The organism is Pinirhizobacter sp., from assembly GCF_035317885.1.
Classification (GTDB): domain Bacteria; phylum Pseudomonadota; class Gammaproteobacteria; order Xanthomonadales; family Rhodanobacteraceae; genus Pinirhizobacter.
In genome coordinates, this window is record NZ_DATHFX010000203.1 from 1 (window position 1) to 23,999 (window position 23,999).

Annotated in this window: 20 protein-coding genes and 1 tRNA gene; 11 read left to right on the forward strand and 10 right to left on the reverse strand. The window is 63.0% G+C overall.

Going from position 1 to position 23,999, the window contains the following annotated elements:
• The 5 genes from VK519_RS06270 to VK519_RS06290 all read left to right on the forward strand — a co-directional run.
• A partial coding sequence (locus VK519_RS06270; protein WP_324348311.1) for a substrate-binding domain-containing protein occupies positions 1 to 527 on the forward strand: 527 nt, incomplete at its 5' end.
• Positions 528 to 565: 38 nt separating this feature from the next.
• On the forward strand, positions 566 to 1,705 hold the full coding sequence (locus VK519_RS06275; RefSeq protein ID WP_324348313.1) for an acyltransferase family protein: 1,140 nt from the start codon (positions 566 to 568) through the stop codon (positions 1,703 to 1,705).
• Between the two features lie 157 nt (positions 1,706 to 1,862).
• Entirely contained in the window at positions 1,863 to 3,185 is a 1,323-nt protein-coding gene (locus VK519_RS06280) for an ABC transporter permease (RefSeq protein WP_324348315.1), read from the forward strand.
• Positions 3,178 to 4,434, forward strand: coding sequence for an ABC transporter permease (locus tag VK519_RS06285; protein WP_324348316.1), 1,257 nt, complete (start codon positions 3,178 to 3,180; stop codon positions 4,432 to 4,434). Before VK519_RS06280 ends, VK519_RS06285 begins: the two co-directional genes overlap by 8 nt.
• Positions 4,435 to 4,593: 159 nt before the next feature.
• Positions 4,594 to 5,310, forward strand: coding sequence for a response regulator transcription factor (locus VK519_RS06290; RefSeq protein WP_324348317.1), 717 nt, complete (start codon positions 4,594 to 4,596; stop codon positions 5,308 to 5,310).
• Here VK519_RS06290 and VK519_RS06295 read toward each other — a convergent pair.
• From VK519_RS06295 to VK519_RS06310, 4 genes are all read right to left on the reverse strand, one after another.
• A complete protein-coding gene (locus tag VK519_RS06295; RefSeq protein WP_324348319.1) occupies positions 5,209 to 6,684 on the reverse strand; it encodes a sensor histidine kinase in 1,476 nt (491 codons plus the stop codon). The two genes, VK519_RS06290 and VK519_RS06295, sit on opposite strands and share 102 nt — an antisense overlap.
• A gap of 166 nt (positions 6,685 to 6,850) precedes the next feature.
• Entirely contained in the window at positions 6,851 to 10,336 is a 3,486-nt protein-coding gene (locus VK519_RS06300; protein ID WP_324348321.1) for a protease pro-enzyme activation domain-containing protein, read from the reverse strand.
• A gap of 118 nt (positions 10,337 to 10,454) precedes the next feature.
• Entirely contained in the window at positions 10,455 to 12,044 is a 1,590-nt protein-coding gene (locus tag VK519_RS06305; protein ID WP_324348322.1) for a Gfo/Idh/MocA family protein, read from the reverse strand.
• A 193-nt stretch (positions 12,045 to 12,237) separates the two neighbouring features.
• Positions 12,238 to 12,313 (reverse strand) — tRNA-Ile (locus VK519_RS06310).
• Between the two features lie 127 nt (positions 12,314 to 12,440).
• Here VK519_RS06310 and VK519_RS06315 point away from each other — a divergent pair.
• From VK519_RS06315 to VK519_RS06325, 3 genes are all read left to right on the forward strand, one after another.
• Positions 12,441 to 12,641, forward strand: a complete 201-nt coding sequence (locus VK519_RS06315; RefSeq protein ID WP_324348323.1) for a hypothetical protein — start codon at positions 12,441 to 12,443, stop codon at positions 12,639 to 12,641.
• Positions 12,642 to 12,788: 147 nt separating this feature from the next.
• Positions 12,789 to 13,391, forward strand: coding sequence for a DUF2170 family protein (locus tag VK519_RS06320; RefSeq protein WP_324348324.1), 603 nt, complete (start codon positions 12,789 to 12,791; stop codon positions 13,389 to 13,391).
• A gap of 145 nt (positions 13,392 to 13,536) precedes the next feature.
• Positions 13,537 to 13,908, forward strand: coding sequence for a SnoaL-like domain-containing protein (locus VK519_RS06325; RefSeq protein WP_324348326.1), 372 nt, complete (start codon positions 13,537 to 13,539; stop codon positions 13,906 to 13,908).
• A gap of 253 nt (positions 13,909 to 14,161) precedes the next feature.
• Here VK519_RS06325 and VK519_RS06330 read toward each other — a convergent pair whose 3' ends face one another.
• The 3 genes from VK519_RS06330 to dtd form a co-directional block, all read right to left on the reverse strand.
• Complete coding sequence (locus VK519_RS06330) at positions 14,162 to 15,271, reverse strand: glycosyltransferase (RefSeq protein ID WP_324348327.1); 1,110 nt, start codon at positions 15,269 to 15,271, stop codon at positions 14,162 to 14,164.
• Positions 15,272 to 15,461: 190 nt separating this feature from the next.
• Complete coding sequence (rpoD, locus tag VK519_RS06335; RefSeq protein WP_324348328.1) at positions 15,462 to 17,324, reverse strand: RNA polymerase sigma factor RpoD; 1,863 nt, start codon at positions 17,322 to 17,324, stop codon at positions 15,462 to 15,464.
• Between the two features lie 178 nt (positions 17,325 to 17,502).
• A complete protein-coding gene (gene dtd, locus VK519_RS06340) occupies positions 17,503 to 17,943 on the reverse strand; it encodes a D-aminoacyl-tRNA deacylase (protein WP_324348329.1) in 441 nt (146 codons plus the stop codon).
• Positions 17,944 to 17,987: 44 nt separating this feature from the next.
• Between dtd and VK519_RS06345 the strand changes: the two genes are divergently transcribed.
• Complete coding sequence (locus VK519_RS06345; protein ID WP_324348330.1) at positions 17,988 to 18,887, forward strand: LpxL/LpxP family acyltransferase; 900 nt, start codon at positions 17,988 to 17,990, stop codon at positions 18,885 to 18,887.
• Here the strand turns inward: VK519_RS06345 and VK519_RS06350 are convergent.
• The 3 genes from VK519_RS06350 to VK519_RS06360 are packed head-to-tail and all read right to left on the reverse strand — an operon-like array spanning position 18,884 to position 21,983.
• Positions 18,884 to 19,195 (reverse strand): tetratricopeptide repeat protein, encoded by a 312-nt coding sequence (locus tag VK519_RS06350; RefSeq protein WP_324348332.1) that lies wholly within the window; start codon positions 19,193 to 19,195, stop codon positions 18,884 to 18,886. The genes VK519_RS06345 and VK519_RS06350 overlap by 4 nt on opposite strands.
• The gene (locus VK519_RS06355; RefSeq protein WP_324348333.1) at positions 19,192 to 20,898 is read right to left on the reverse strand and encodes an ArnT family glycosyltransferase; all 1,707 of its coding nucleotides are present in this window, start codon (positions 20,896 to 20,898) and stop codon (positions 19,192 to 19,194) included. The genes VK519_RS06350 and VK519_RS06355 overlap by 4 nt, the downstream gene beginning before the upstream one ends.
• 35 nt (positions 20,899 to 20,933) lie before the next feature.
• Positions 20,934 to 21,983, reverse strand: a complete 1,050-nt coding sequence (locus tag VK519_RS06360; protein ID WP_414692708.1) for a CDP-glycerol glycerophosphotransferase family protein — start codon at positions 21,981 to 21,983, stop codon at positions 20,934 to 20,936.
• 50 nt (positions 21,984 to 22,033) lie between these two features.
• Between VK519_RS06360 and VK519_RS06365 the strand changes: the two genes are divergently transcribed.
• Complete coding sequence (locus tag VK519_RS06365) at positions 22,034 to 22,834, forward strand: glycosyltransferase family 2 protein (RefSeq protein WP_324348337.1); 801 nt, start codon at positions 22,034 to 22,036, stop codon at positions 22,832 to 22,834.
• 113 nt (positions 22,835 to 22,947) lie between these two features.
• Positions 22,948 to 23,853, forward strand: a complete 906-nt coding sequence (locus VK519_RS06370) for a glycosyltransferase family 2 protein (protein ID WP_324348339.1) — start codon at positions 22,948 to 22,950, stop codon at positions 23,851 to 23,853.
• Positions 23,854 to 23,999 lie beyond the last annotated feature (146 nt).

Sequence of the window (23,999 nt, forward strand, 5' to 3'; positions counted from 1 at the left end):
CCGCGGCAGGCGCCGCCGTCGACTATCTGGTTACGCTGGGGCACCGCGACATCGCCTTCATTGCCGGCCCATCGTCCAGCCCGATATGCGTGGACCGTGAGCAGGGCTACCAGCTCGCCCTGCAGCGGGCAAAGATTCCAGCCGACCCCGCGCTGACCGCCGTCGGAGACTTTTCGATCGAAGCGGGCGAACGCGCGATCGAGCTTTTCCTCTCGCAGGGACGATCGTTCAGCGCGGTGTTCTGTTCAAACGACGAAATGGCGATCGGCGCGATGCGCGCATTGATCTCGCACGGCCTGCGCGTACCGGAAGATATCTCCGTGGTCGGTTTCGACGACATCCGCTTCGCGCGCTACACCTCGCCGTCGTTGACCACCGTCGCCCAGCCAAAGAATGCACTGGGGCGGGAAGCGATGACCATGCTGATCGAGCTGCTCAACGATCTCGAGGTGCCCCCGCGCAAGCGTGTGCTGTCGGCGGATCTGGTGGTGCGGGGGTCAACTGCGCCACGTACGACCGGGCGTTGAAGTCGAGCCATTGCGCAATGCCAGGGGAATCACGGGGCATGACTTACCGCAATATCCAGGGCATGCGCGCGATCGCTGCATTGATCGTCGTTTCGGCGCATATCTTCCAGGACATCGCGCCTATGCGCACGCACTGGGCCAAGACTTTCTTCTCGGTCGTCGGGGGGACGGGCGTCGACATATTTTTCGTGATCTCGGGCTTCATCATCTACCACGTGATGCGGCGGTCGATCGACAGCATGGATGCCGTGGGGAAGGGGCGGGCGGTCCATGCGTTCGCAATGAAGCGGTTCATTCGTATCTACCCGCTCTATTGGATCGTCTTCGGCACGTCGTGCCTGGTCTTGGCGTGGGCGCCGCCCGCGGTGCCGCTGCCGCACGAGCCGTTGTTCCAGTTGCTCGCGCTCATCGACAACGTGCCGAACTTCCGCGTCTACGTCGCCTGGACACTGACCTTCGAGGTCTACTTCTACGCGGTGGTGGCCCTGAGCCTGCTCCTGTTCGCGCGGCGGGCCATGGTAGGGGTGGTGATCTGGTTCGCCATTGTCGGGGGTGCGACGCTGTTGGGCTTGTGGCTCCCCTGGAGCAAGCCGCTGGACTTCGTGTTCTCCCCCATCGTGCTGGAGTTCCTGCTGGGCATCGCCGTCGCCATGCTCGTCGACCGCGGCTTCCACCGATTCCATGGCGCGCTATTGGCGGGTGCTTTTATCTGGATGGCGATCGGCCTGGTGTTCTTGAGGCCCAGCATATTCGCCTTGAACGTGGCCCACTGGGGGACGCTGGTGGCGAGCAACCGCTCTTTTGCCCTCCATGTGGTCGGGGGCGGGATCCCGGCGGCGATCTTCATCTACGGGCTTGTCGTGCTTGAAATTCGCCAACAATGGATCATGCCGCGTGTGCTGCAGTACCTTGGCGACGCGTCATTCTCCATCTACTTGTGGCACGCGGTGGTATTCACCGCCGTGGCGGAGTTGTTCGTACGCCTCGGCTGGGTGGGCGTAGCGAATTCAGCCGGGCTCATCGCGCTCATGGTCATCATCGCGCTGGGCATCGCCTTGCTCAGCTACCGCTTCCTGGAAAAACCATTGCTGAGGCTTCTCGGGCAATGGTTCCTGGGTCGAGGCGTTTCGTCCCATTCGCTGGAAACTGTAAGAGATTTGGAGCGCGCCGGACGTTAGTTCGTGACGGTATCTTCGCAGATTCCTGCGGGAAGGCTACATGCGGGGTTTGTGCTCGACAACGAGCCATTGGTCGGGGTTACGGTTCGCGTCGTACGCTACTATCGGCCAGAACGAGGGCGATGCGCTTCCGCGTACCCCGTCGACAGGGGATTGCATGTGGGGCTATTACTTACGCCTGGCGTTGCGCAGCAGTGGGCGTAGCCGGGCGCTGACCTGGCTGGTGATCGTATTGATCGGCTGTGGTGTTGCCACCTGCATGGTCTGCTACGCCGTGTTCCGGGTGACCACGGGCGACCCGATCCCATCGCGGTCCGCACGATTGTTCGTTCCACAGGTCGATAATTTCGGGCCCGGCAAGTACGGAAGCGGCGAACCACCGGTCACGCTGAGCTATACAGACGCGATGGCCGTCGCTCGATCGACCCTCGCCGAACACCATGCATTGATCTATGGGGCGACATGGGTTGTCGAGCCCGGAGATGAGCGCGTCCAGCCGATTGCCACGGGCGGCGATGCGGTAACCGCGGACTTCTTTCCCATGTTCGCCGTGCCGTTCGCCTACGGCTCGGCCTGGACGGCAAGCGACGATACCGGGCGGGCGGCCGTGGTTGTGATCGGTCGAAAGTTGAACGAGCGCCTCTTCGCCGGGAAAAACAGCGTGGGGCGCTCGCTTCAGCTGGACGGACGCGCCTACCGCATCGTCGGCGTGCTCGACGCGTTCAACCCACGCCCGCGCTTCTTCGACGTGGCAAGCCAGGGGCCGCTGAGCGCATTCGAGGATGCCGGCCAGGTATTCGTGCCGTTCAATCGCGCCATCGACGTGCGCAAGGCGCCGCAATACGACTACTGCAGTGCCGTGGCCCCCGGGGCCGGCGACTGGCAAGGTTACCTCCATGGCGAATGCAACTGGATCAGCGCCTGGGTGGACTTGCCCACCGCCGCCGGCGTCGAGCGCTACCGTGATTACTTGCAGGCTTATGCCGCCGAGCAGCAACGCTCGGGTCGCTTCGCGTGGGCGCCCAACGTGCGCCTGCACGGCCTGATGGAATGGATGTCCATCATCCATGTGGTACCGAAGGTGTCGAGCCTGTCGATGCTGGTGTCTTTCAGCTTCCTGGTTGTGGCGCTGGTCAACGTGATTGGCCTGATGCTGGCCCGGTTCATGCGCCGCGCCCCGGAGATCGGCGTGCGCCGTGCGCTGGGCGCATCGAAACGGGCCATTGGCGCGCAGTTCCTGATCGAGGCGGCCCTGGTCGGCGCCGCCGGCGGCGTGTTCGGTGTGATCCTTACCATGCTGGGCACGTGGGGCGTCGACGGATTGTTCGAGTCGGGCATTGCGCGACTGGTCCGAATCGACGCCGGCCTGCTGGCACTTACCCTGCTGGTGGCGGTCATGGTCACGGTGCTTGCAGCCATTTATCCCGTGTGGCGGGCGACCGCCATCCAGCCCGGCTGGCAGGTGAAGATCAATGGCTGATTTCCGCGTCGGCCTGCAGGTACGGCCAATCCTCAACGCGCTGAAGCGGCACAAGGTAGCCACCGCGCTCATCGTGCTGCAGGTGGCGTTGACACTGGCCGTGGTGAGCAACGCCTTCTTTATCGTCGCCACCCGCGTCGTGCACCTCTCGCGACCGACGGGCACGGACGAGGCACACCTGTTCGTGATCAGGAACGCCTGGCGCAGCCAGGTCGACCCAGGCCGCATCGGTGCCCTGATGCGCGCGGACTTAGCGGTGCTGCGACAAGTGCCTGGCGTGCGTGATGCCATTGCCAGTGAAGCATTTCCTCTCGAAGGGGGTGGTGGCGTGCTGATGCGCTTGCGGACGGAACCGGAGCAGACCGCCAAGGCGAAGCTCGCCATCGCCTATCTCGGCGACACCCACGCCATCGATACGTTCGGTGTCACGCTCGCCGAAGGCCGGAACTTTCGCGATGACGAGGTGAAGGACATTGGCCCGTACGACAAGCTTTCATCGCCTTCGATCATCGTGACACGAAGCCTTGCTTCCAAGTTGTTCCCGGATTCGCCGGCATTGGGCAAGACCATCTGGCTGGAAGATGGCCCTTCCACCATCGTGGGCATACTGACAAGCCTGCAAGGCCCCTATGCTGGCAGTACCACGCGCAGCATCGACGAAGATAGCGTGCTGTTCCCCGCCCGGCAGGCGGATCCGGCCGGCACGGTCTACATTGTGCGCACGCACAGCACCGCCATGCACGCCGTGATCCAGGCGTCGCTCGCCGCGTTGTCGAGCCAGGGCGGCTTGCGCCTGGTCGACCCCGTGGACGGCGTGCAGACCCTCGCGCGCGCACGCGAAGCAGGCTACGACACCGATCGCAGCGTAGCCACGATGATGGCCGTGGTCTGCGGACTGCTGTTACTGGCGACGGCCGGTGGCATCGTCGGACTGAGCAGCTTCTGGGTCGGGCAGCGGAAGCGGCAGATCGGCGTGCGCCGGGCACTGGGCGCGCGCGCTGCCGACATATTGCTCTACTTCCACATCGAGAACGCCATGATCGCGGCCGGCGGGATCGTGCTGGGCGTCGTGCTTTCGATTGGTGGCAACATGGCGTTGATGAAGCTCTATGAGATCCCGCACCTGCCCATCGCTTGGCTGGCCTGCGGTGCGCTTGTCGTCTGGCTGATCGGTCAGTTGGCCGTGCATGGGCCGGCGCGGAGTGCGTCCCGGGTAGCCCCGGTGGTCGCGATCCGATCTGATGGCTAGCCGCTCAAGCTATGAGTTCACCAGCACGCTGGGTTGGCAAGCCGATCACTGGATACTTGGCGTCCGTCACATTTCCAATGGAGCTTTCAAGAGTTCAATTGAGGGGTTATTCCGACACTGATCGAAGTACTGCCCCATGCCCCCACAGCCGAAGCAGTCATGACGCCGACGAATTCGCCCAAACCTGTGTTCGCAGCGCCACTGCGAGTGCTCCTGCTCGAAGACGATGAATTGCTGCGTGATCGCGTGCTGGTGCCGCAATTGCGCAGCTTTGGATTCGAAGTGGCCGCGATAGGTAAGGCGGCTGAGCTCGACGCGTACACAGCCACTGCATGGCCGGACATCCTCATACTCGATGTGGGCTTGCCCGATGCCGACGGATTCGATGTTGCCCGCCGCCTGCACGCAGAGATGGACGATGTCGGCATCGTCATGTTGACCGGACGCAGCGGCAAGGTCGACCATGTGCGCGGCTTGGTCGAAGGCGCGGACGCCTATTTGTCCAAACCCGTGGACGTCGACCTGCTGGTGGCGACGATCTACAGCCTCGCGCGCCGTTTGCGCGCAACGCCAACGCCTGGCGCGGGTCGTTGGCATCTGGATGCCGATGGCTGGTGTCTGCTTTCGCCCGGCAGCGATGTGGTTGCGCTGACCAAGACGGAAGGTCGACTACTGGCAAAGTTCTTCGAGCGTCCGAATCAGGCGATCTCGCGCGCTGATCTGATCAGGACATTGACCGACAACGCCTACGACTTCGATCCGCACCGGCTTGATTCACTGGTCCACCGCCTGCGCAAGAAAGTGCAACGTGTGCTCGGCATGCCGTTGCCGCTCAACGCCGTGCATGGAGAGGGCTATGTCTTCGTGCTGTCCTGACACGGCGGGAAGATGGATGCGGAAGGTCGTGCCCTTTCCCGGTTCACTTTCTACGTCGATGCTTCCGCTCGCGTTGTGAACGAGGTTGTAGACCACGGTAAGGCCCACGCCCGTGCCGCTGCCCACCGGTTTGGTGGTGAAGAATGGCTCGAAAATCCGCAACTTCATTTCTTCCGGCATACCGATACCGTTGTCGCTCAGTTTCAGTTCGATCGCATGGGGACCATCCGCGGCGATAGCGACTTCGAACGTTCCCTCGCGAGGCATCGCGTCGCGCGCGTTGGAAGCGATGTTCAATATCGCCAGCTCAAACTGACTGCGGTCGAACGAGATCCAGAAAGGACGATCCGGCACCTGGAAATGCAGCCGCACCGCTGATGGAAACAGTTGTCGAAGCATCGGCTTCAGATCCAGCGCCGCCTCTACCGCATCGAAGATCTCGATTCGGGTCGTGTCGCGACGACTGAAGTTCAGCAACTTGCGGTTGATCGCATCGGCTCGCCGGGCGGCCATCTCCACGCCCAGCAAGGCCTGACCCAAAGCCTGCGCATCGGTGCCGAGTTCCGCGCCAGGTTCATCCAGGCGATGGCGCTCCCTGGCGAAGCCGAGCACGATGCCAAGCACGTTGTTGAAATCGTGTGCGATGCCCTGGGCCAACTGGCCGATGGCTTCCATCTTCTGCGCGTGCAGAAGTTGCTCCTGCGCGCGCTCGCGCTCAAGCATTTCATGTTGCAACTGCTGCCGATGCCTGTTCGATTCGGCCAGCGCTTCACGCAACGCGCCGATGCTTCGATCCAGGATGATGGTGATCAACGCATAGCTGAAGAGCCGGAACAGCAGGCCGTTATAGGCGGCGAAGAAACTCGCGTGCTGGCTCGGGTCATGCAGGTAGTCGGTGGTCATCCCGGTGGCGCAGATCACCAGGATGGACACATAGATCGTCCACAACGCCCGACGCCCAAGCATCAGCCCGCCAAGCGCCAGCGATATCAGCAGCAACGTATCGCCCGGGGTCACTTTGTAACCAAATGCCGCATAGGCAAACAGGCCGGATATCAGTTGGGTGGCGAGAAACTGCGTGACAGCTTGTCTGAATTTGCCAACGCGGATCAGATACAAACCAAACCATGCGGCGATCGTGATCGCCAGGTCCGTGCCAAGATCCACGGCGATAGACAAGTCCTTGGACACGACAGTCCTGCTGAAGAAGGTCGACGTCATGTAATCCCACTCGGACGTCAGCAGGTAGATCTTTATCAGCGGTGTGCGGCAGCCTTGATAGACCAGGAAGAGTTGCAGGAAAACAGCGTTGCGGCGGTCAACGGGATCGGTGATCGGCAAACGATTCAACCAGGCTTGCAGGCGGTGCCACATCGTCATTCTCGTTGATAGCGTGCATGGCTCAGGCCGACGCACTCGGCCGCACAATGCTACGTCTTCTACGAGCGAAAGAACTTGCGATTGAAGCCACATCGAACGAAACGAACAGGCCGGGCATGGGAGCCCGGCCTGTTCATAAGCACCTCACGAGCATCCTGGCTCAGTTGGCAGGCGGGGCCTTGCAGGCTTCGCTCTGATTCAGGGAGGCGATAACATCCACGCCACCTGCTGCCGCTGTGCCCTGCAGGCGAACCGGCTGCACCTTCATGCCGGCCGGAATCACCACCGGTTTGCCGACGCTGTCAGTGACACGGAAGGACTGGAAGTTGCCGCCGGTGCCCTGCCACTCAAAAGCATGACCGGTGGTATCCACCCACAGAATGTCGGCCAGGCCGTCACCATCGTAGTCGGCGATGCTCGACATGGTGTAACCGGCCTTCACCTTGAGGGTTTGCTGATCCACGACAGTGAAGCCATTCATGATCCACCACGACATCTTGTTGGCGTCGGGCTTGGTCCAGATCAGATCGGTCTTGCCATCGCCATTGACGTCGCCGGCACCGTACAGGACAAAGCCAGGCTGATGATCGGCGATCCGATGGGAGACGAAATTACCGGCGTGGTTGTTGATCCACACAGTCACGCTGTTGTCATCCGGACGGGTCCACACGATGTCGGCGTAGCCGTCGCCGTCGACATCCGCGATGGTTGGCACGGAGCCCGATGGAGCGGCGAGCGTTGGACCGACGTTGGCGTTGACGCGACGTTCGGGCCCGTTCCTGCCGATGAGGAAGCCCAGGCTCAAATCCCACCAGCTGATTTCGCCGGTGCTGTCGTTGTGCCACAGCAGATCGGCTTGACGATCGCCACATTGGTCGGGACCGTTGAAATCGCCCGAACCCACCAGCGACCAGTCCGGCGAATACGGGTCGCCCAGGACGAAGGGCAGGTATTGGTTCGGACCACCCAAGCCATCTGACAACCACACATGAAGCTGGTGATCCGGGCCGGTCCAGGCGAGACTGGCATAGCTGAAGCCGATTGCGCTCTGCGTCGTTGAAGCTCCACTGTGGTGAGTGAACAGGCCTGCATTCGCACCAATAGTGAAGCCGGGGGTGACGGACTGTGTCCCCGTACGCAGCATGACGCTGCCCTTCATGGCCATATCGGTGAAGATGCCCGCAACGGGATCGACCAGCGCGATGTCGCTGTAGTTATCGGCGCCCACGGAGAACGGATTCAGGAAATCGCCGGGTGCTGCATTGCCCAGCCCGCGGGAGGTCTGGTCGTACTTGACCATCGCATTGACCAGATTGGTCACGTTGGCGCTTCCAAGGCCGGTGGCATAGTCATAACCGGCATTGGTTTTCCATGCCGGCGCCAGCGCGATATCGCCACCTTCGCTGAGAACGCCGAAGGTGTTGCCCTTTGCACCGGAGTAGCAATCGGCCGCGCCTGCAAAGCATGGCTCGTCGATATCGCCCTGGGTCACGTCGTTGAACACGCAGGCACTGTCGATCGATGTGCCGTTGGACGAATTACAGGCATTGACCATGGCGGTGTTCGGCGAGGCGTTGGTGCCGTACTCCTTGGTGGCAATCGCGTACAGCGCCGGTGCGACGTTACCGTGGCTCTCCTGCGTGGCCTGGTTGATCAGTGCCTGGATGCCGGCCATCGCCGGCGCCGCGAACGACGTGCCGCCAGCACTGTTGAAGAGCACATTGTCAGGATTGGTGTAGTCGCACGCGGTGCCGCCGACGCTCGCATCGGACATGCAGAACACCAGCGCGTGGCCATAGATGCCATTGGCAGCGAAGAGGGAAATATCAGGCTGCATGCGAACCTGATTGGTCGGCGCACCGTAGATGTCGGTCTGCCACGGCGGCTGAAGCCAGAACGCGCTAGGGCCGCCGCTACCACCGGTGGTGTTCATGAACTGCTGTCCCGCGGGGCTGTTGCACGCCTTGACGCCGTTCTTTATCTTCAACTCGGCGTCGAGCTTGCTGCTTGCGCAGGAGTCATTCCAGGTCTGCTCGGGGATATAGCTCACAGCCGAGAGGCCGCCGGGCAGGTTGGTCGAGGTCCAGTAGTTCTGGGTCTTGCCCACGTCGTCGAAATCCGTGCCACCCACCGACACATTCCATGGTGTCGACGACATGGCATTGACGGTGACGCCGAACGATGCAGTCGCATTGTTCTGATCGCAGCCGGCGGAGCCTGCATCGCCCGACGACACGTAGACGGTGACACCCTCGGCGGCAGCCTGTTCCCAGAGCAGCCCGACGTCCTTCACGACATTATTGAGGCTGAGAACTTCGCACTCGCCGTAGCTCAGGCTGAATACCGAAGGAGGGGGCACATCGGGATTGTCGAGCAGGTTCAAGGCCGCCGTGAAAGGGCCGAACTGCGGGCTATTGGTGTCGTCGCAGGACGCGAACACGATATTGGCGTCGGGCGCGGCCGCACCGATCCATTCCACGTCTAGCGCCGCTTCGCCCTCGTCGCCGTTCGTGCCCGGATCGTTGCAGGTTGGGTCAATGAGGTCGAGACCGAATTTCCCCTGTGGATGCACATAACTGATGACGCCCTTGGCATCGGGCGGCAGAAACGCGGTGCGGAAGGTCGTGACGTCCTGCGGCTGCACATCGGTGCGCTCCAGCACGGCGACGGTCTGGCCGGCACCGCGGACCGGCGTGGCCTGGCCCCACAAGGGCTCGACGTTGTAGATCTTGTTGAAATCCGCCGGCACCACGTCGTAGGAGACGCTGGGATTCTGTGTGCCGGGCGGTACGGTGAAGTCGGGGCTGGTCGATACCGTCTTCCACTGGCCGGTATGCTTGTCCTTGCTCACCGTGCCGACATCGTGGTGCTGCGGTTTCGGGAAGAAATTGTTCAGCGATGCAACGCCTTCCACCACCGGCGCCAGCGCCTCGGGAATCTGCTGATCGGTGACGTTGGCGAAATGCGATTCACCATTGCTGGTGAAGTTGTGCAGCTGGGTATGGAAGGCGGTACGCACTTGGCCCGAGGTGCCGGAGAAGCGGATCATCATGCCCGTCGGCAGCACTTCGTTGACGGTCAGGCCTTGCGAGCGAAGCCAACTGGTGACTTTATCGATATCCGATTGCGCCGGACCGAACATGGTGCCGATCTGTTTCGCGGTCAGCCACTTATGGTACTTCGCCGAACTGGGGCTATTGAGTTCGGTGACATAGGCGTCGAAACGGCTTTGTTTCTGCGCACTGCGCTTGAGCACCAAGGTCATGTTGCGAATCGGCTTGATGTCTGCCACCGGACCCTGGTCAGCGGCGGAGAGTGTCTTGAAGGAATGGCTGCCTTGCACGGTGGTCAGGCGCGTGTTGTCGACCGCGTTGGTAATCCGCGCGGTATCCGGCGCAAAAGCCAGTGACGCATTGGTTGGTGCCGCAGCAGCATGGGCGCCCAGTGGAACGCCAATTCCGAGCAACAGGAAAGCCGTGGCGAGCAAGCCGCCACATCGATAGAACGTCATGTTGTTGTCTCCCCGAATAGGGCGTTGAACCCCAACGTTGAACCAATGCAAGAACGGGTCGCCTTCTCGGCAAGCACCGCCCTCATTCGCTGCTATCGATAAAGCTGCCGGCGCTTCAGGTTCCCCGCACTTCAAAGATGCAAGCAGCAGCGATACTAGACAAACGTCATTGGGTGGTCACGCACGTGTTTTCTCCATTTCTCGCCATTTCTCACTGTCGTAGCCTCTCCAGATTTCGGCCTACCTCGTTGTCCTAGATGGCCCAACCTTCGCGATACTCGCGATGCAGGAACTCGTTGGCTGCCGGCGCGTTGGTGATGCGCATGTTCTGCGCGTCGTACTCGATCCTGCCGCCCGCGCGAAGGGACACGACGCCCAGCAGCATGACCTCTGTCAGCCGCGCGGCGTACGCGAACGGGGAAGACGCTTCCCCCTTTCCCTTGCAGGCGTCGACCCAGTTCATCTCGTGCGACGTCTTGATGCGCGCGAACTTTTGGGGAGGCGTGCCCACCGAATCATGCAACGACTGCGGCAGCAGGCGCGGGTTCGCGCCGTAGGTTTCGTGGATCAGCTTGCCCTTGTCACCGATGTAGAGGACGCCGCCGTCCTTGCTCATCTGCCCCGCACCCAATGCTTGCAGCCCGGGAGGCAGCAACGCGCCGTCATACCAGGTGAGCTTCACCGGCGGCCTGCTGCCGCGCGCCGGGAACTCGTAGTACGTCATCGTCGCCATGGGGTACGACGCGTTGTCGAAGGGCGTGGAGACGGTCTCCACGGACGTCGGAAAACCCAGGTCCAGCGACCAGAACGGGGAATCGATCAAGTGTGCCCCCATGTCGCCGATGGCACCCACGCCCCAATCCACCCACCCGCGCCAGTTGAACGGGTGATACACAGGGTGATAGTCGACGACGGGACCGGGGCCAAGGAAGAGATCCCATGCCAGCCCTTCCGGCTTTGGATAGTTGCCGACCATGGCATTGGCGAGCCGGTCCATCACCGCTTCCTCGTCCCAGCTCGCGTCGTCCGGTCTTGGCCTGGGCTGCGGACGTGGAATTCCCTGTGGCCAGTAGGCAAGCGGGCGATTTGTCCAGACGTGGACCTCGCTGACTTTGCCGATCGCCCCGGCCGCGATGTACTCGTTGATCAGCCGGGCATCGTCGGTCGAGTGGCCCTGGTTTCCCATCTGCGTGACGATCTTGGGGTTGTCCTTGGCCTTCCGTGCCAGCGTGCGGGCCTCGTCAATCGACCAGGTGAGGGGCTTCTGCACGTACACGTGCTTGCCATGGCTCATCGCCGCGCTGGCGATCACCGCATGCAGATGGTCCGGCGTCGCAATGACCACCGCGTCGATGTCCTTCTGCTGTTCGAGCATCCGGCGGTAGTCGGTATAACGCTTGATCGAATCGAACTTGCGGGAAAGCAGGTTTGTCTGCTTGATCTGATCCTGCAGCTCCAGGCGTTCTTTGGCTGTCTGGGCCTTGTCGAGGCGTGCCTGCGCTTTCCCCAGGGAGTTGAACATCCCGCGAAAGCTCTTCTCCGTGTAGTGCCAATCCACGTCGCACAGGGCGACGATGTTCTCACCGGCCAGGGCACGGATGTTGTTCATGCCCATGCCGCCGACGCCGATGCCGGCAATGTTCAATCGATCGCTGGGCGGCGTATAGCCCGTCCCGCCCAGGACATGGCGGGGCACGATCATCAAGCCGGTCGCGGCGATGGCCGTGGCCGTGCTCGCGAGGAATTCTCGGCGTGAGATCTTGACGCTTGCCCCCGTGTCCCCGGAGGTTCCCGAGGCGCAGTGGTCCTGCTTCTCTTTCCCGATTTTCGATTCATCCGTCATGGGCGCTGCAACCTCCGGTTGGATATCGATAGGGTAGGGGGCAGTCCGGACCAAGCCCGGATCCAAACGGCAGTCGAGATGGAGCGCTTCCTCCCAAGCTTAGGCGAAAGCGTCAATCCGAAAACCTGTCGAAAGTGTCAAAATTGCCATTTGACGCTGGGATAATCACAGCGGACATTGCCAAACTGCAATGTGGTGGGCCCACCAGGACTCGAACCTGGAACCAAAGGATTATGAGTCCTCTGCTCTAACCATTGAGCTATAGGCCCGCGTGCGGCCGCCAAGTGTAGCCAAACCTTTGGATTTGAACGATACCCTTCCGCATGTTCTTGCGAAGCCTCGCCGTTCACGGTGGGCACTGCACTCTAACTTCCAGTTTCCCACTGGAGGTTTGCGATGAAACGACTGATTGCCACCGCCTGCCTCACCCTGGCCGCGGCCCTTGCCGCGCCCGCCGTGCTGGCCCAGCCTTACCCGCCGCATCGTGTAATCCATCACCCCGTGCATCATGTGCCGCCGCATCGTGTGGTCCATCACCCGATTCATCACCGCGTGGTGCACCACCCGGTCCATCGGACGGTCGTGATCCACCACTAAGCCTTGCGCCAGGTGTAACCGACAAAGCCCGCCCTGCGCGGGCTTTGTCTTATCCGGCCTTCGGAAACTTACCTCGTAATTTTGTAACGCCCACCGACAGGCGTAAGTTACGCTTAACGTTACGCGTAACAGAAAAAACCTACGTCCATGTCAGCCCAGAAACCAGTCACCAGCGGAGCGCAGCGCCAGCGTGCGTTCCGCGACCGGATGACCCGGCTAGGCATGACGATCCCCAGGATCTACATGACCGAGGCCGAGCAGGAACTGGTGCGCCGGTTCCTGCGGCATGTTCGTGGCGCGCACACCGATGAGCTGGTGGCGCACATGGACTTCAACGCGATGAACGATAAATGGACCCTCCAGGCGCTGTACGGCGCCCTGGCCAGTCATGCCGGCGAGAGCCGTCAGCTGGCCGGCTTGCGCCTGCACCAGGCGCCGCCGTCCATCGAGTTCCATCTGCGCAACTACGACGACCAGCCGGTAAGCATCACCGTCAGCGAGGACGAGGTGCACGTATCCACGCCCTTGTGCGAGCAGCGGTCGGTGCAAAGCCCCGATGCCTTCAACGAGGCCTGCCTGCGCCTGGGGCCGGTGATGCCGCTGTCGAACGTGGGCCTGGTGGGCAGCCACTACGTGCTGTTTGGCCAGATCCCACCGCACGCCCCCCTGGCCAACATCGTCGAGGAGCTCGACGTGCTGGGCCAGAACGCAACGCTCACCATGGGCGAGCTCTCCCACCTGATCGGGTAAGCCGAGCAAGCAAGAGCCGTGTCGCAGCTGTAGGCATCAGCGTTGGCATGGATGGCCATGGACCGAGGAAGGTGCACGGATTGGACCTGTTTTCGTCACCATCCCGGGCGTACCCTCGGGACTCCTATCCCCTGGAGTGACGGCGATGAGCACGGAATCGGTGGCCAAGCGGTTGGTGGAGCTGTGTCGCAGCGGGCAGTTCGAGGCAGCGCAAAAGGAGCTTTACGCGCAGGATGCGGAAAGCATCGAGCCGGAAGGCTCGCCCCAGGGCACGATGGGCAACGTCAAGGGACTGGACGCGATCTACAAGAAGGGCGAGGCTTTCCAGGCCGGCGTTGAAGAGATGCACGACATCAAGATCAGCGACGCCACCGTGGCGGGCAACTGGTTCAGCCTCTCGATGATCATGGACGTGACCATGAAGGAACACGGCCGCATGGAGATGGCCGAGATCTGCGTCTACCACGTGAAGAACGACAAGATCGATCGCGAGCAGTTCTTCTACGACATGGGGTGAGTGTCGTCCTATGGGGTCAGAGTAATTACTCTGACCCCGCCGATGTCCGTCGCTCGTGAGGGGCGTGAAACATCGTCATCGACAGCAGGCCGGCTGTCAGTTCGGCGCACTTCTCCAGTCAGGCGGACAGTGCACCTCACGTTCATCAGCGACTGGCAACGAAGTAGCGCTGTACGCATTTTTCCCTCCTTGGAAAAGGCAACGCCACCTCGAGGGTGGCGTGCGACCCGGCGACCAGAAGTCGACGAGGGGGCTAGGCGTTCTGGTCGTGCCACGATCCCGCGCTGCCGATCACTACCCGGAACGGGCCGTCACGAAACGGCAGGTAATGCATCAGGGCTGCATATGCAGATGCCAGGTACGATTCGGCGCGGTATCGAGGCCGGTCTGGGGAATAGTGCAGCACTTCCATCGCGCGCAGAAGATTAGCCTCGACGGAGGCTACGTCGGGCCGAAGCGTTGAGATCATGTCAGTGAACAGCTGAGGCCCTGTCACGTGAAACACGGCACGGACGTAGGTATTCATGCTGTGATCTTCTGGTTCACCGGGCCTACCCCGTGGGCGATTGGCGAAGAACGCAGGCGATGCCTCCAGGCGACGGCATGCTTCATCGAGCATGCTCATCAGCAGGGGGCTGCCCGCATGGCTCGCAAAATGACTCTGGTTGTATCCGGCGAAGCCGTGCAGCGGATCGCTATAGCGACTACCAAGAAGAACGTCGCCGGGGGCCGCCAGCAGGTGGGCGTTGATATCGATCTCGCCGGCGAATACATCATCGACATCCAGATACACGCCGCCGTACGCGTAAACGAGCCAAAGCCGCAGGAGATCCGCGGCGGCGCCATAGTTTCGCGTCGCCTCTGCCATGAAGGCGCGGTAGTAACGATGAACCGGTAACTCCCGGAACGCGGCAAGACACGGTTCCTCATCAAGATTGAGCACGGTGACCCACGGCACTCGACCGGCAAGCCGGTCACGCATGGCCTCCAGCAACGAAGGGTCATGCATGCCCACATGCACGATGGTCCGAAAGCCTGGTGTACGCAAAGCGTTCAGTAGCACGCGGTCGGCGAGCGCTTCGGGCATAAGGCGATGGCCTACCCATATGAAGTGAAGAAACCGCGGTATGGGCGTGGCATCGACCGGTACGGCTGGCATGCCGGGGAGTTCGACCCGCCGTAAGCGCGAGCCATCGTTGAGGCATGCCAGCGGCAACGATGGCCCGCCGTCCGGATGCGCGCTCGTCCAGACGCATTGGTCGAGGTCGAACTGCACGGGCAGCTTTTGCCCGCCGACCAGGGCGGTATCGCCACCCGTGTGGGAATCAACTTCGATCCCGCCGACGGGGATGTCGATGACCATCGACGGTGGGGCTGCATTCTGCATGGCATCCTGCCATTTGATTCGACGACACCGATGGTATCGCCGGGCGATCCTTGCGCTTGCAGAAACAGATCAGGCTTACCGACCAAAGAAAAGGCCCGCCGAGGCGGGCCTTTTTCCTATGGGGGTCAGAGTAATTACTCTGACCCCGCACGATGCCGCCACGTCGTCAGTCGATATCAAGGAACGAGCGCAGCTGCTCCGAGCGGCTCGGATGACGCAGCTTGCGCAGCGCCTTCGCCTCGATCTGGCGGATCCGCTCGCGCGTGACATCGAACTGCTTGCCCACTTCTTCTAGTGTGTGGTCGGTGTTCATGTCGATGCCGAAGCGCATGCGCAGCACCTTCGCTTCCCGCGGGGTGAGGCCGGCCAGGATGTCGCGGACGGTTTCCATCAGGCCCGTTTCCGTCGCCGATTCGATCGGCGAGCTGGCGTTGGTGTCCTCGATGAAATCGCCAAGGTGCGAATCTTCGTCGTCGCCGATAGGAGTCTCCATCGAAATGGGTTCCTTGGCGATCTTCAGCACCTTGCGGATCTTGTCTTCGGGCATCTCCATTTCCTTGGCCAGCTCTTCAGGCGTCGGCTCGCGGCCGAACTGCTGCAGCATCTGGCGGGAAATACGGTTCAACTTGTTGATCGTCTCGATCATGTGCACCGGGATACGGATGGTGCGCGCCTGGTCGGCGATCGAACGGGTGATGGCCTGGCGGATCCACCACGTGGCGTACGTGGAGAACTTGTAGCCGCGGCGGTATTCGAACTTGTCCACGGCCTTCATCAGGCCGATGTTGCCTTCCTGGATGAGGTCAAGGAACTGCAGGCCGCGGTTGGTGTACTTCTTGGCGATCGAGATCACCAGGCGAAGGTTCGCCTCGACCATTTCCTTCTTGGCACGGCGGGCCTTGGCCTCGCCCACGCTCATGGCGCGGTTGATGTCCTTGATGTCTGTCAGCGGCAGGTACAGCGTGCGCTCGATGGTGGCAAGTTTTTCCTGCTCGCCGTCGATGACCTCGCGGTAGGTCTTGATGTTCGGCGACCACTTCTGGCGCTTGCGGCCGAGCTCGGCCGCCCACTCCAGGTTGCCCTCGTTGGACGGGAAGGTCTTCAGGAATTCCGCGCGCGGCATCTTCACCTGCTTGACGAAGATGTCCATCAGCACGCGCTCGTGGTGGCGGATATCGTTCACCACTTCGCGCAGCTTGCGCACGAAACCGTCGATCAGCGCGGACGGCAGCTTGAGCTTCAGGAAAGCCTCGGCCATCTGGTCGCGGATCTTCAGCACCTTCTTGTCGTTGATCTCGGCCTTGGGCGCAGCCTTCTGGAACTTCGCGCTCAGCGAGCGGAGTTCTTCCATGCGGCGCTTGACCTCTTCGGGATCGGGACCGGTGGGACCGGCTTCCTCTTCCTCGACGGTGTCGTCGGTTTCTTCCTCGTCGCCTTCTTCCACCGGCGGGGCGTTCAGCGCGGCCTCGGCGGCCAGGGCTTTCTCCTGGTCGGCCAGCTCTTCAAGGTCGGCGAAGCCGGCCAGGATCTCGGACAGGCGGCGCTTGCCCTCCAGGTGCTGGTCGTATTCCTCCAGCAGCAACTGGATGGTGAGCGGGAAGCTGGCCAGGGCGGTCTGCACCTGGTTCAGGCCTTCCTCGATGCGCTTGGCGATGGCGATTTCGCCTTCGCGGGTGAGCAGTTCCACCGTACCCATCTCGCGCATGTACATGCGGACGGGATCGGTGGTGCGGCCGACTTCGGCGTCGACCGCCGACAGCAGGGCCACGGCTTCTTCGGCGGCGGCTTCGTCGTCGCCGGTGGCACCCGGCGAGGCTCCGTCGGCGATGGTGTCGGTGTCCGGGGCGGCGTCGTGTACTTCGATGCCGACGCCCTTGAGCACCGCCATGATGTCTTCGATCTGCTCCGGATCGACGATGTCGTCGGGGAGGTGGTCGTTGATTTCAGCGTAAGTCAGGTAGCCCTGTTCGAGCCCCTTGGAAATGAGCTGTTTGATTTCCGATTGCTGCTCGTGGGCTTTGCTATTCATTCCGACCGCCGCTATCTGCATGACTAACCATTATACCAATATGGTGATTTTATGACCAGTATCAAGAACATGGGCGGTCGGACAAGCACGCAAGAATCGCGCCATGTCGTCGGTTGTCCATGTCCTTGGCCCGGGCAACTTCACCGGCGAGGCCTGGTGCAACGGTTATCGGCCGGGACTAGCGAACCTCCAGATGGAAGGTCACGGGGCCGTCGTTGCACAGGTGAACCATCATATGGGCACCGAAGCGGCCGGTTTCCACCCCCGGGTGGGCGGCCCGCGCCAGGCTCACCAGCCGGTCGAACCATATCCGGCCCTCATCCGGCGTGGCCGCTGAGGTAAAGCTTGGCCGCATGCCCTTGCGAGTGTCGGCGGCGAGCGTGAACTGGCTCACCAGCAGTAGGCCGCCGGCGGTGTCGGTAAGGGAACGGTTCATTTTTCCGGCCTCGTCGGCGAACACCCGGTAGCCGAGCAGGCGTTCGACCATGCGCCTGGCCTGGGCTTCGCCGTCGCCGGGCTCCACCGCGACGAGGGCAAGCAGCCCCGCGCCGATGGCGCCGACGCTTTCGCCTTCCACTTCGACACGGGCTGAACTGACACGCTGGATGAGGGCAATCATGCCTGCGAATTTAGCGGCAAGCGGCGCCGGGTTACCATGGGCGGATGCGTCCTGACATCTACCTCGTCTACCTGTTATTGCGGCTTTTCAGCCTTTTTCCGCTCAAGGCCATGCATCGGCTGGGCGATGCCATCGGCCGGCTGTCGCTGGCCCTGCACAGCAAGGCGGCGCGTCATACGGCGGTGAACCTGAAGCTGGTGCGCCCGGCGCTCGATGATGCTGGCTACGCTGCGTTGCTTAGGCAAACCATGGAAGAAAGCGGCCGCTCGCTCACCGAAATGGCCAATATCTGGGGCGGCGGCGCGCAGAAGGCGCTGGGCCTGGTGCGCGAAGTGCGTGGCCTGGAATTGTTCGAGGCGGCGATTGCCAGCGGCAAGGGCACCATCATCGCCGCACCCCACTTAGGTTGCTGGGAGCTTCTGAACTATTGGCTATGCAGCCGTACGCCGATGGCCATCCTGTACCGGCCGCCTCGGGTGGCGGCGGTGGAAGCGCTGTTGCGCAAGGTGCGCGGCGCCCTGGCGCCCGAACAGGTGCGCGCGGAAGGCGCTGGTGTCCGCACGCTCTACAAGCGCCTGGCCACCGGTGGCACCGTGGGCATCCTGCCCGACCAGAAGCCCCGCGCCGGCGAGGGCGAATTCGCCCCGTTTTTCGGGGTGGAAGCGCTGACCATGGTGTTGCTGCCACGGCTGGCCGCGCGCACGGGCGCCACGGTGCTTTTCAGCTTTGCCGAACGCCTGCCCGACGGCGAAGGGTTCCGCATCCACATCCTGCCGGCGCCCGATGGCCTTGCCGCAGCCGACCTCAAGATCGCCTGTGCCGCGCTGAACCGGGGCGTGGAGCGGTGTGTGGAGCTGGCATTCGCGCAATACCAGTGGCACTACAAGCGCTATAGCGCCGACGACCGTCCTTCGCCGTATTCGCGCCGGCACAAGGCTGGTTAGCGCACCAGTCGCCGCAGGAATACCGTCATTTCCTTTTCGGCCTGCTTGTCGCCGCGGCGCTGCGCGGCGGCAATGCCGTGCTCGTAGCTTTCGATGGCGGCGGCGGTGTCGCCGCTGCCTGCCTGTGCCCTGGCAAGGAGCTTCCAGGCGGCGGAGTAGTCCGCGTCGAAAGCTACCGCGCGGTGCAGCTGCACGATCGCCTGGCCGCTATCGCCGTCCTCGAGCAGGGCCGAGCCCAGCGAAAACCGCAGCAGGGCGCCATCGCGCGGACCGTCCAGTTGCTTGCGCAGGGCGTCGGCGCGGCTCATCTGAGGGCTTTGTAGCGCCAATAGCCCGGGGGGTAGATCAGCGTGGAGATGGCAGGCTCCGCCGGCTGGCGGCCCTGGCGCAGCGCGGCCAGCGCGCCGGCCTTCCAGATCACCAGGAAATCGGAGCGGAAGGGCTGTACCAGTTGGGCGTAGCGAAGCTCGTCGCTATCGAGCTTGGTGCCGTAGGTCACCACCAGGCCATCCGGATGCGCCTTGGCGAAATCGAATAGTTCCTGGCCTTCGCGAAGACGCGTGACGGGTTTATCCATGCGGCCGGCAAAGTGGAACTGGCCTTCATAGTAGGCAAGGTTACCCACCGACTTTCCCTCCGCCTGCGCGCGGCCCAGGTATACCGCCGCAGGCGTAAGATCGAAGCGCTGCCAGGAACTAAGCGTGAACAGCGTATTGAGCGCCAGCGTGCCCACCAGCCCGGCGATCGCCAGGCGGCGCGTTTCGCCCCTGCCGCGCAGCAACAGCAACACGCCCAGGATGAAATAGACGATGGCGAAATAGCGGCTGTAGCGGGCGAAATCGATGAACCAGGAATCGTGCGCGCGGCCGCTTTCCACCAGGTTCGGCAGGATGAACATGCCCGCCGCCACGGCGAAACCGCCCAGTGCCAACGGCCAGGTGCCCAGGGCGTAGTTGAAGGCAAGGTCCGGGCGTCTCTCGCGGAAGGTCGATACCGCGCCTGCGACCAGCAATGCAAAGCCGGCATATTCAGGCAGCGGGTAATACGGCTGCTTGCCGCTGATCAGCGAGAAGCACACGAACACCGGCACGATCCAGCAAAGCGCGAAGCGCACGCCAGGATCCAGCGGGCGGCGCAGGCTTGCCACCGCCACCCAGGCGCGCGGCCAGGCGATGATCGGGAACAGCAGCGCGGGTAACCACATCGCGTAGAACCAGAACGGCTCGGCGTGGTCGAACGCATCCACCACCCGCCCAGCGGTCTGGGTGAAGAACAGCCGCTGGCGGTAAGCCTCCCCGCCGCTGAAGCCCGCCGGCAGTGCCCAGCACAGCAGGATGGCGAAACCACCCAGCAGCGCTAGCGCACCGCGGCCATACCAGCGGCCGCGGTTCGAACGCGCCCAGTCGTTCCACAACGGACCCAACAGCCATGGGAACACCACGTGCAGCAACATCACCGGGCCCTTGGTCAAGAGGCCCAGGCCAATGCACAGTGCGAAGAAAAGCCAGCGCGGCTCGCTGCGGTCGGCACGCGGGGTAAGGCATAGCAATGCCGCCAGCACCCACGCTGCCAGAAGCACGTCGTACATGATCTGCAGCCCGAAGAAGAAGGCGTAGGCCAGCGACATGAGCAGCCAGGGTGCCGCCTTGGCCACCCAGGCGCGATTCGGGAACAGGCGGTGGGCCAGGACCGACACCAGGACCAACTGGGCGCCGCCGTAGATCACTTCCAGGACGCGCGGCCAGATGTCGTTGACGCCCCACACGAGCCAGCCGGCGTGGATCATCCAGAACACCAGCGGCACTTTCTCGCTGTATGGCTCGCCGTTGTTGTGCGGTACCAGCCAGTGGTGCTGGTTCCACATTTCCCAGGCCACGGCCAGCGTGCGCGTGGAATACATCGGCATCGGGCCATGGGAGAAAATCCCCACCAGGGCCACGATGGTCCAGACAGGAAGCCACGGCCACAGGGCGCGGAGGTGTTCGCGACGGGAGAAGCTGCTTGGCTGCAAGGGCGGGGGTCCGCTCGTGATGGATGGCCGGGATTCTACCCCGCGGGCGTGGAGTCCACGTTGCCGACCAGTTCCTGGATATCGCGCCAGGCCTTGTAACGGCGCACCAGGTTCAAAGGCTTGCGCTTCAACGGCCCAAGTTCGCCGCGATGGAAGGCATCGACGGCGTCCAGCATGCGCTCGGACGACCGGCCATCGCGCCAGGGATGGATGGCACCGGCGTGGTCGCGCACGGCCTGCATCAGTGCTTCCGGACGCGACAGTGCGGTGGCGATGGCGCCGTCGATCCCGCCTGGATCCTGCACGTCGAGCATGAACGGTTTGGGCAGTCGGTTGCGCACCGTCACCACCGGTTTGAGCTGCACGGCGAATTCGTGCAGCACGGAGGAGGTATCGCATAGCAGTACGTCGGCTGCGCGCTGCATGTCCATCAACCGCCCGGACTCCTCGAATCGGGCATGCGGTCCGGCAAGGCTGCGGTAGGCCTCGAAAAGCTCGGGCGGGCACTTCGGGTGAAGGGTTAGCAGCCAATAGCGGTCACCGCGGGCCACCAGCTGTCGAAGCGTATCCAGCACGAACGGCGCGCAGCTCAAGCGATGGCTGAAGGTCGAGGCGAACATCACCACCGGGCGGCCATCGTGCGGGTTCAGGTCCGCCGACGGGGCGGCCGGCTTGAACAGCGGATCAAGCTTGGGCCAGCCGGTTTCACGCACGGCGAAATAGCCATGCTCGCGAGCGAGCTGTTCGAACGGCCCCGTGGTGGCGGGACCTTGCGTCAGGTACAGGTCGAAAAATCCCCGCAGGGCGAAATGCCCGCGGCCGGGTTCGCGTTTCTCGGCGTTGAAGCCATGGAACACCTGCACTTTGGTGCCCGGCAGGCGCGGCGATATCCAGTTGGCCGCGCAAAACACCGCCTGGGCGCCGCTGGCTTCGATGGCGGCCCAGGTGGCAAGCCTGCGTTCGTGCGGGGCCAGCTGGGCGGCCACGCGGCCGGTGACGATCCAGCCCACCTCGTGCCCGCGCGCCAGGGCTGCCGCAGCCAGCGGCCGCAGGATCGGCAGGGCGTAGAGCTCGGTGGCGAACATCAGGCTGGTGGGCACGGTCGATCAGGTCCGGTCGCGGCGAAGCTGGCATTATGCGCGATGCCCATGGCCCGACCATCGCCTCGATGACCACCATCCCGCTGTCCGCCTGCATCATCACCTTCAACGAAGCCGACCGCATCGGGGCGTGCCTGGATTCGCTCGCCTTCTGCGACGACATCGTGGTGGTGGATTCCGGTTCCACCGACGGCACCGCCGACCTTGCCCGCGCCCGTGGCGCGCGCGTGATCGACCGCGCTTTCACCGGTTTTCGTTCTCAGAAGGATTTCGCCGTATCGCAGGCCCGGCACGACTGGGTGCTGTGCCTGGACGCCGATGAACGCGTCGATGGAACGCTGCGCCAGGCGATCGAAGCGGCCTATGCGAAGGGTTTCCCCGGCATGGCGGGCTATCGCTTTTCCCGCTTGTCGGAATATTTCGGAAAGTTCCTCCGCCACGGCAACGCTTACCCCGATCGCGTGCTGCGTCTGTTCGACCGCAGGCAGGGTGGATGGCGCGGAAAACGGGAGATTCACGAGGCTGTGAGCGTAAATGGCCTGGTCGGCCGGCTGCCCGGAAACCTCGAGCACCACCCCTACCGATCGCTCGCCGAACAGCTGGGAAAACAGGAGCGTTACGCCCAGATGATGGCTGAACACTTGTTTGCGACGGGAAAACGCGCCAATGTAGGGCAAATCCTGTTCAGTCCCGCGTGGCGTTTCCTGAGGGGTTACGTTTTTCGCGCAGGATTCCTCGATGGCTGGCGCGGGCTGCTGTACGCGCTGGTGCGAATCGAATACGTACGCCGCAAGTTCGTCAAGTTGTGGCTGCTGCAACATGGATACCGGCCTTAGATCTTAGATCGCGGGAAAGCCGGATGAATGCAGCCAGGGGCACCATGGACGTAAAACCGAAGGCTAGATTTGCCGGCCGTGTGCCGGTTTTCGTTTCCCGGACGGGCCGAGGCATGAGCGAACCAACCATCAGCATCGTAGTGCTGACATATAACTGGGCTTCGGCCCTGTCGCTGGTGCTTGAGTCCCTGCGCCGGCAAACCCGCATGCCCGACGAGATCATCGTGGCCGACGACGGCTCCAGCGACGGCACGGCCGGGCTCATCGCGTCGCTGTCGCCGGGGTTCAGCATTCCGCTGCGCCATGTGTGGCAGGAAGACCTGGGGTTCCGTGCCGCGCGGGCGCGGAACCGCGGGATCGTTACCGCCAAAGGCGACTACATAATTCTCGTCGACGGGGATATGGTGCTGCACCCGCATTTCATCGCCGACCACTTGCGTTTCGCCCAGGAGGGCTTCTACCTGCAGGGCGGCCGCCTGTGCGTGAGCGCGCACGAGACCACGCGACTGCTTGCCGGGGGCAGTGCCCGCTACCACCCGTTGGTGGACGGCGACTTCCGCCGCAGCAGCGGCTCACGGCGCCTGTACGCGCTGCGCCATCCCTGGCTTGCCGCCTTCAAGGCACGGGCACGCCGCGGCGGCCGGGTCATGAGCTGTAACATGAGTTTCTGGAAGGATGACCTCGTCGCCGTCAACGGCTTCGATGAGCGGATGGAAGGCTACGGCAGCGAGGACCTGGAACTCGCCGCCCGCCTGGACAACTTGGGCCGTCATCGCCGGCAGCTGAAATTCGCAGCCCTCGCCGTACACCTGGACCATCCGTCGCGTGCGCCGGCCGACCCGAACGATATGGCCATGCCCAATAACCAGATCCTTGCGCAGACACGGGCCGAAGGCACGGTGCGGACCTTGCGCGGTCTGGACAGCCATATCGAGGAAGCCGCCGACGCCGTCATCCAGCTCGATGGCATGCGCGCGGAGAGATACGAACCGCTGCGCGCGTCGCTCGCGGTCGGCTAGACGTTCACGCCCGCCAGCGCGGCCCGCAGGCGCTCACCGAACCCGGCCTTGTTCTGCACGAACCAGGCGCGTGCGGCGCCACCAAGCCGTGCGATGTCGTCGTCGTCCATCGCCATTGCATGCGCCACGCAGGTGGCCAATGCGGG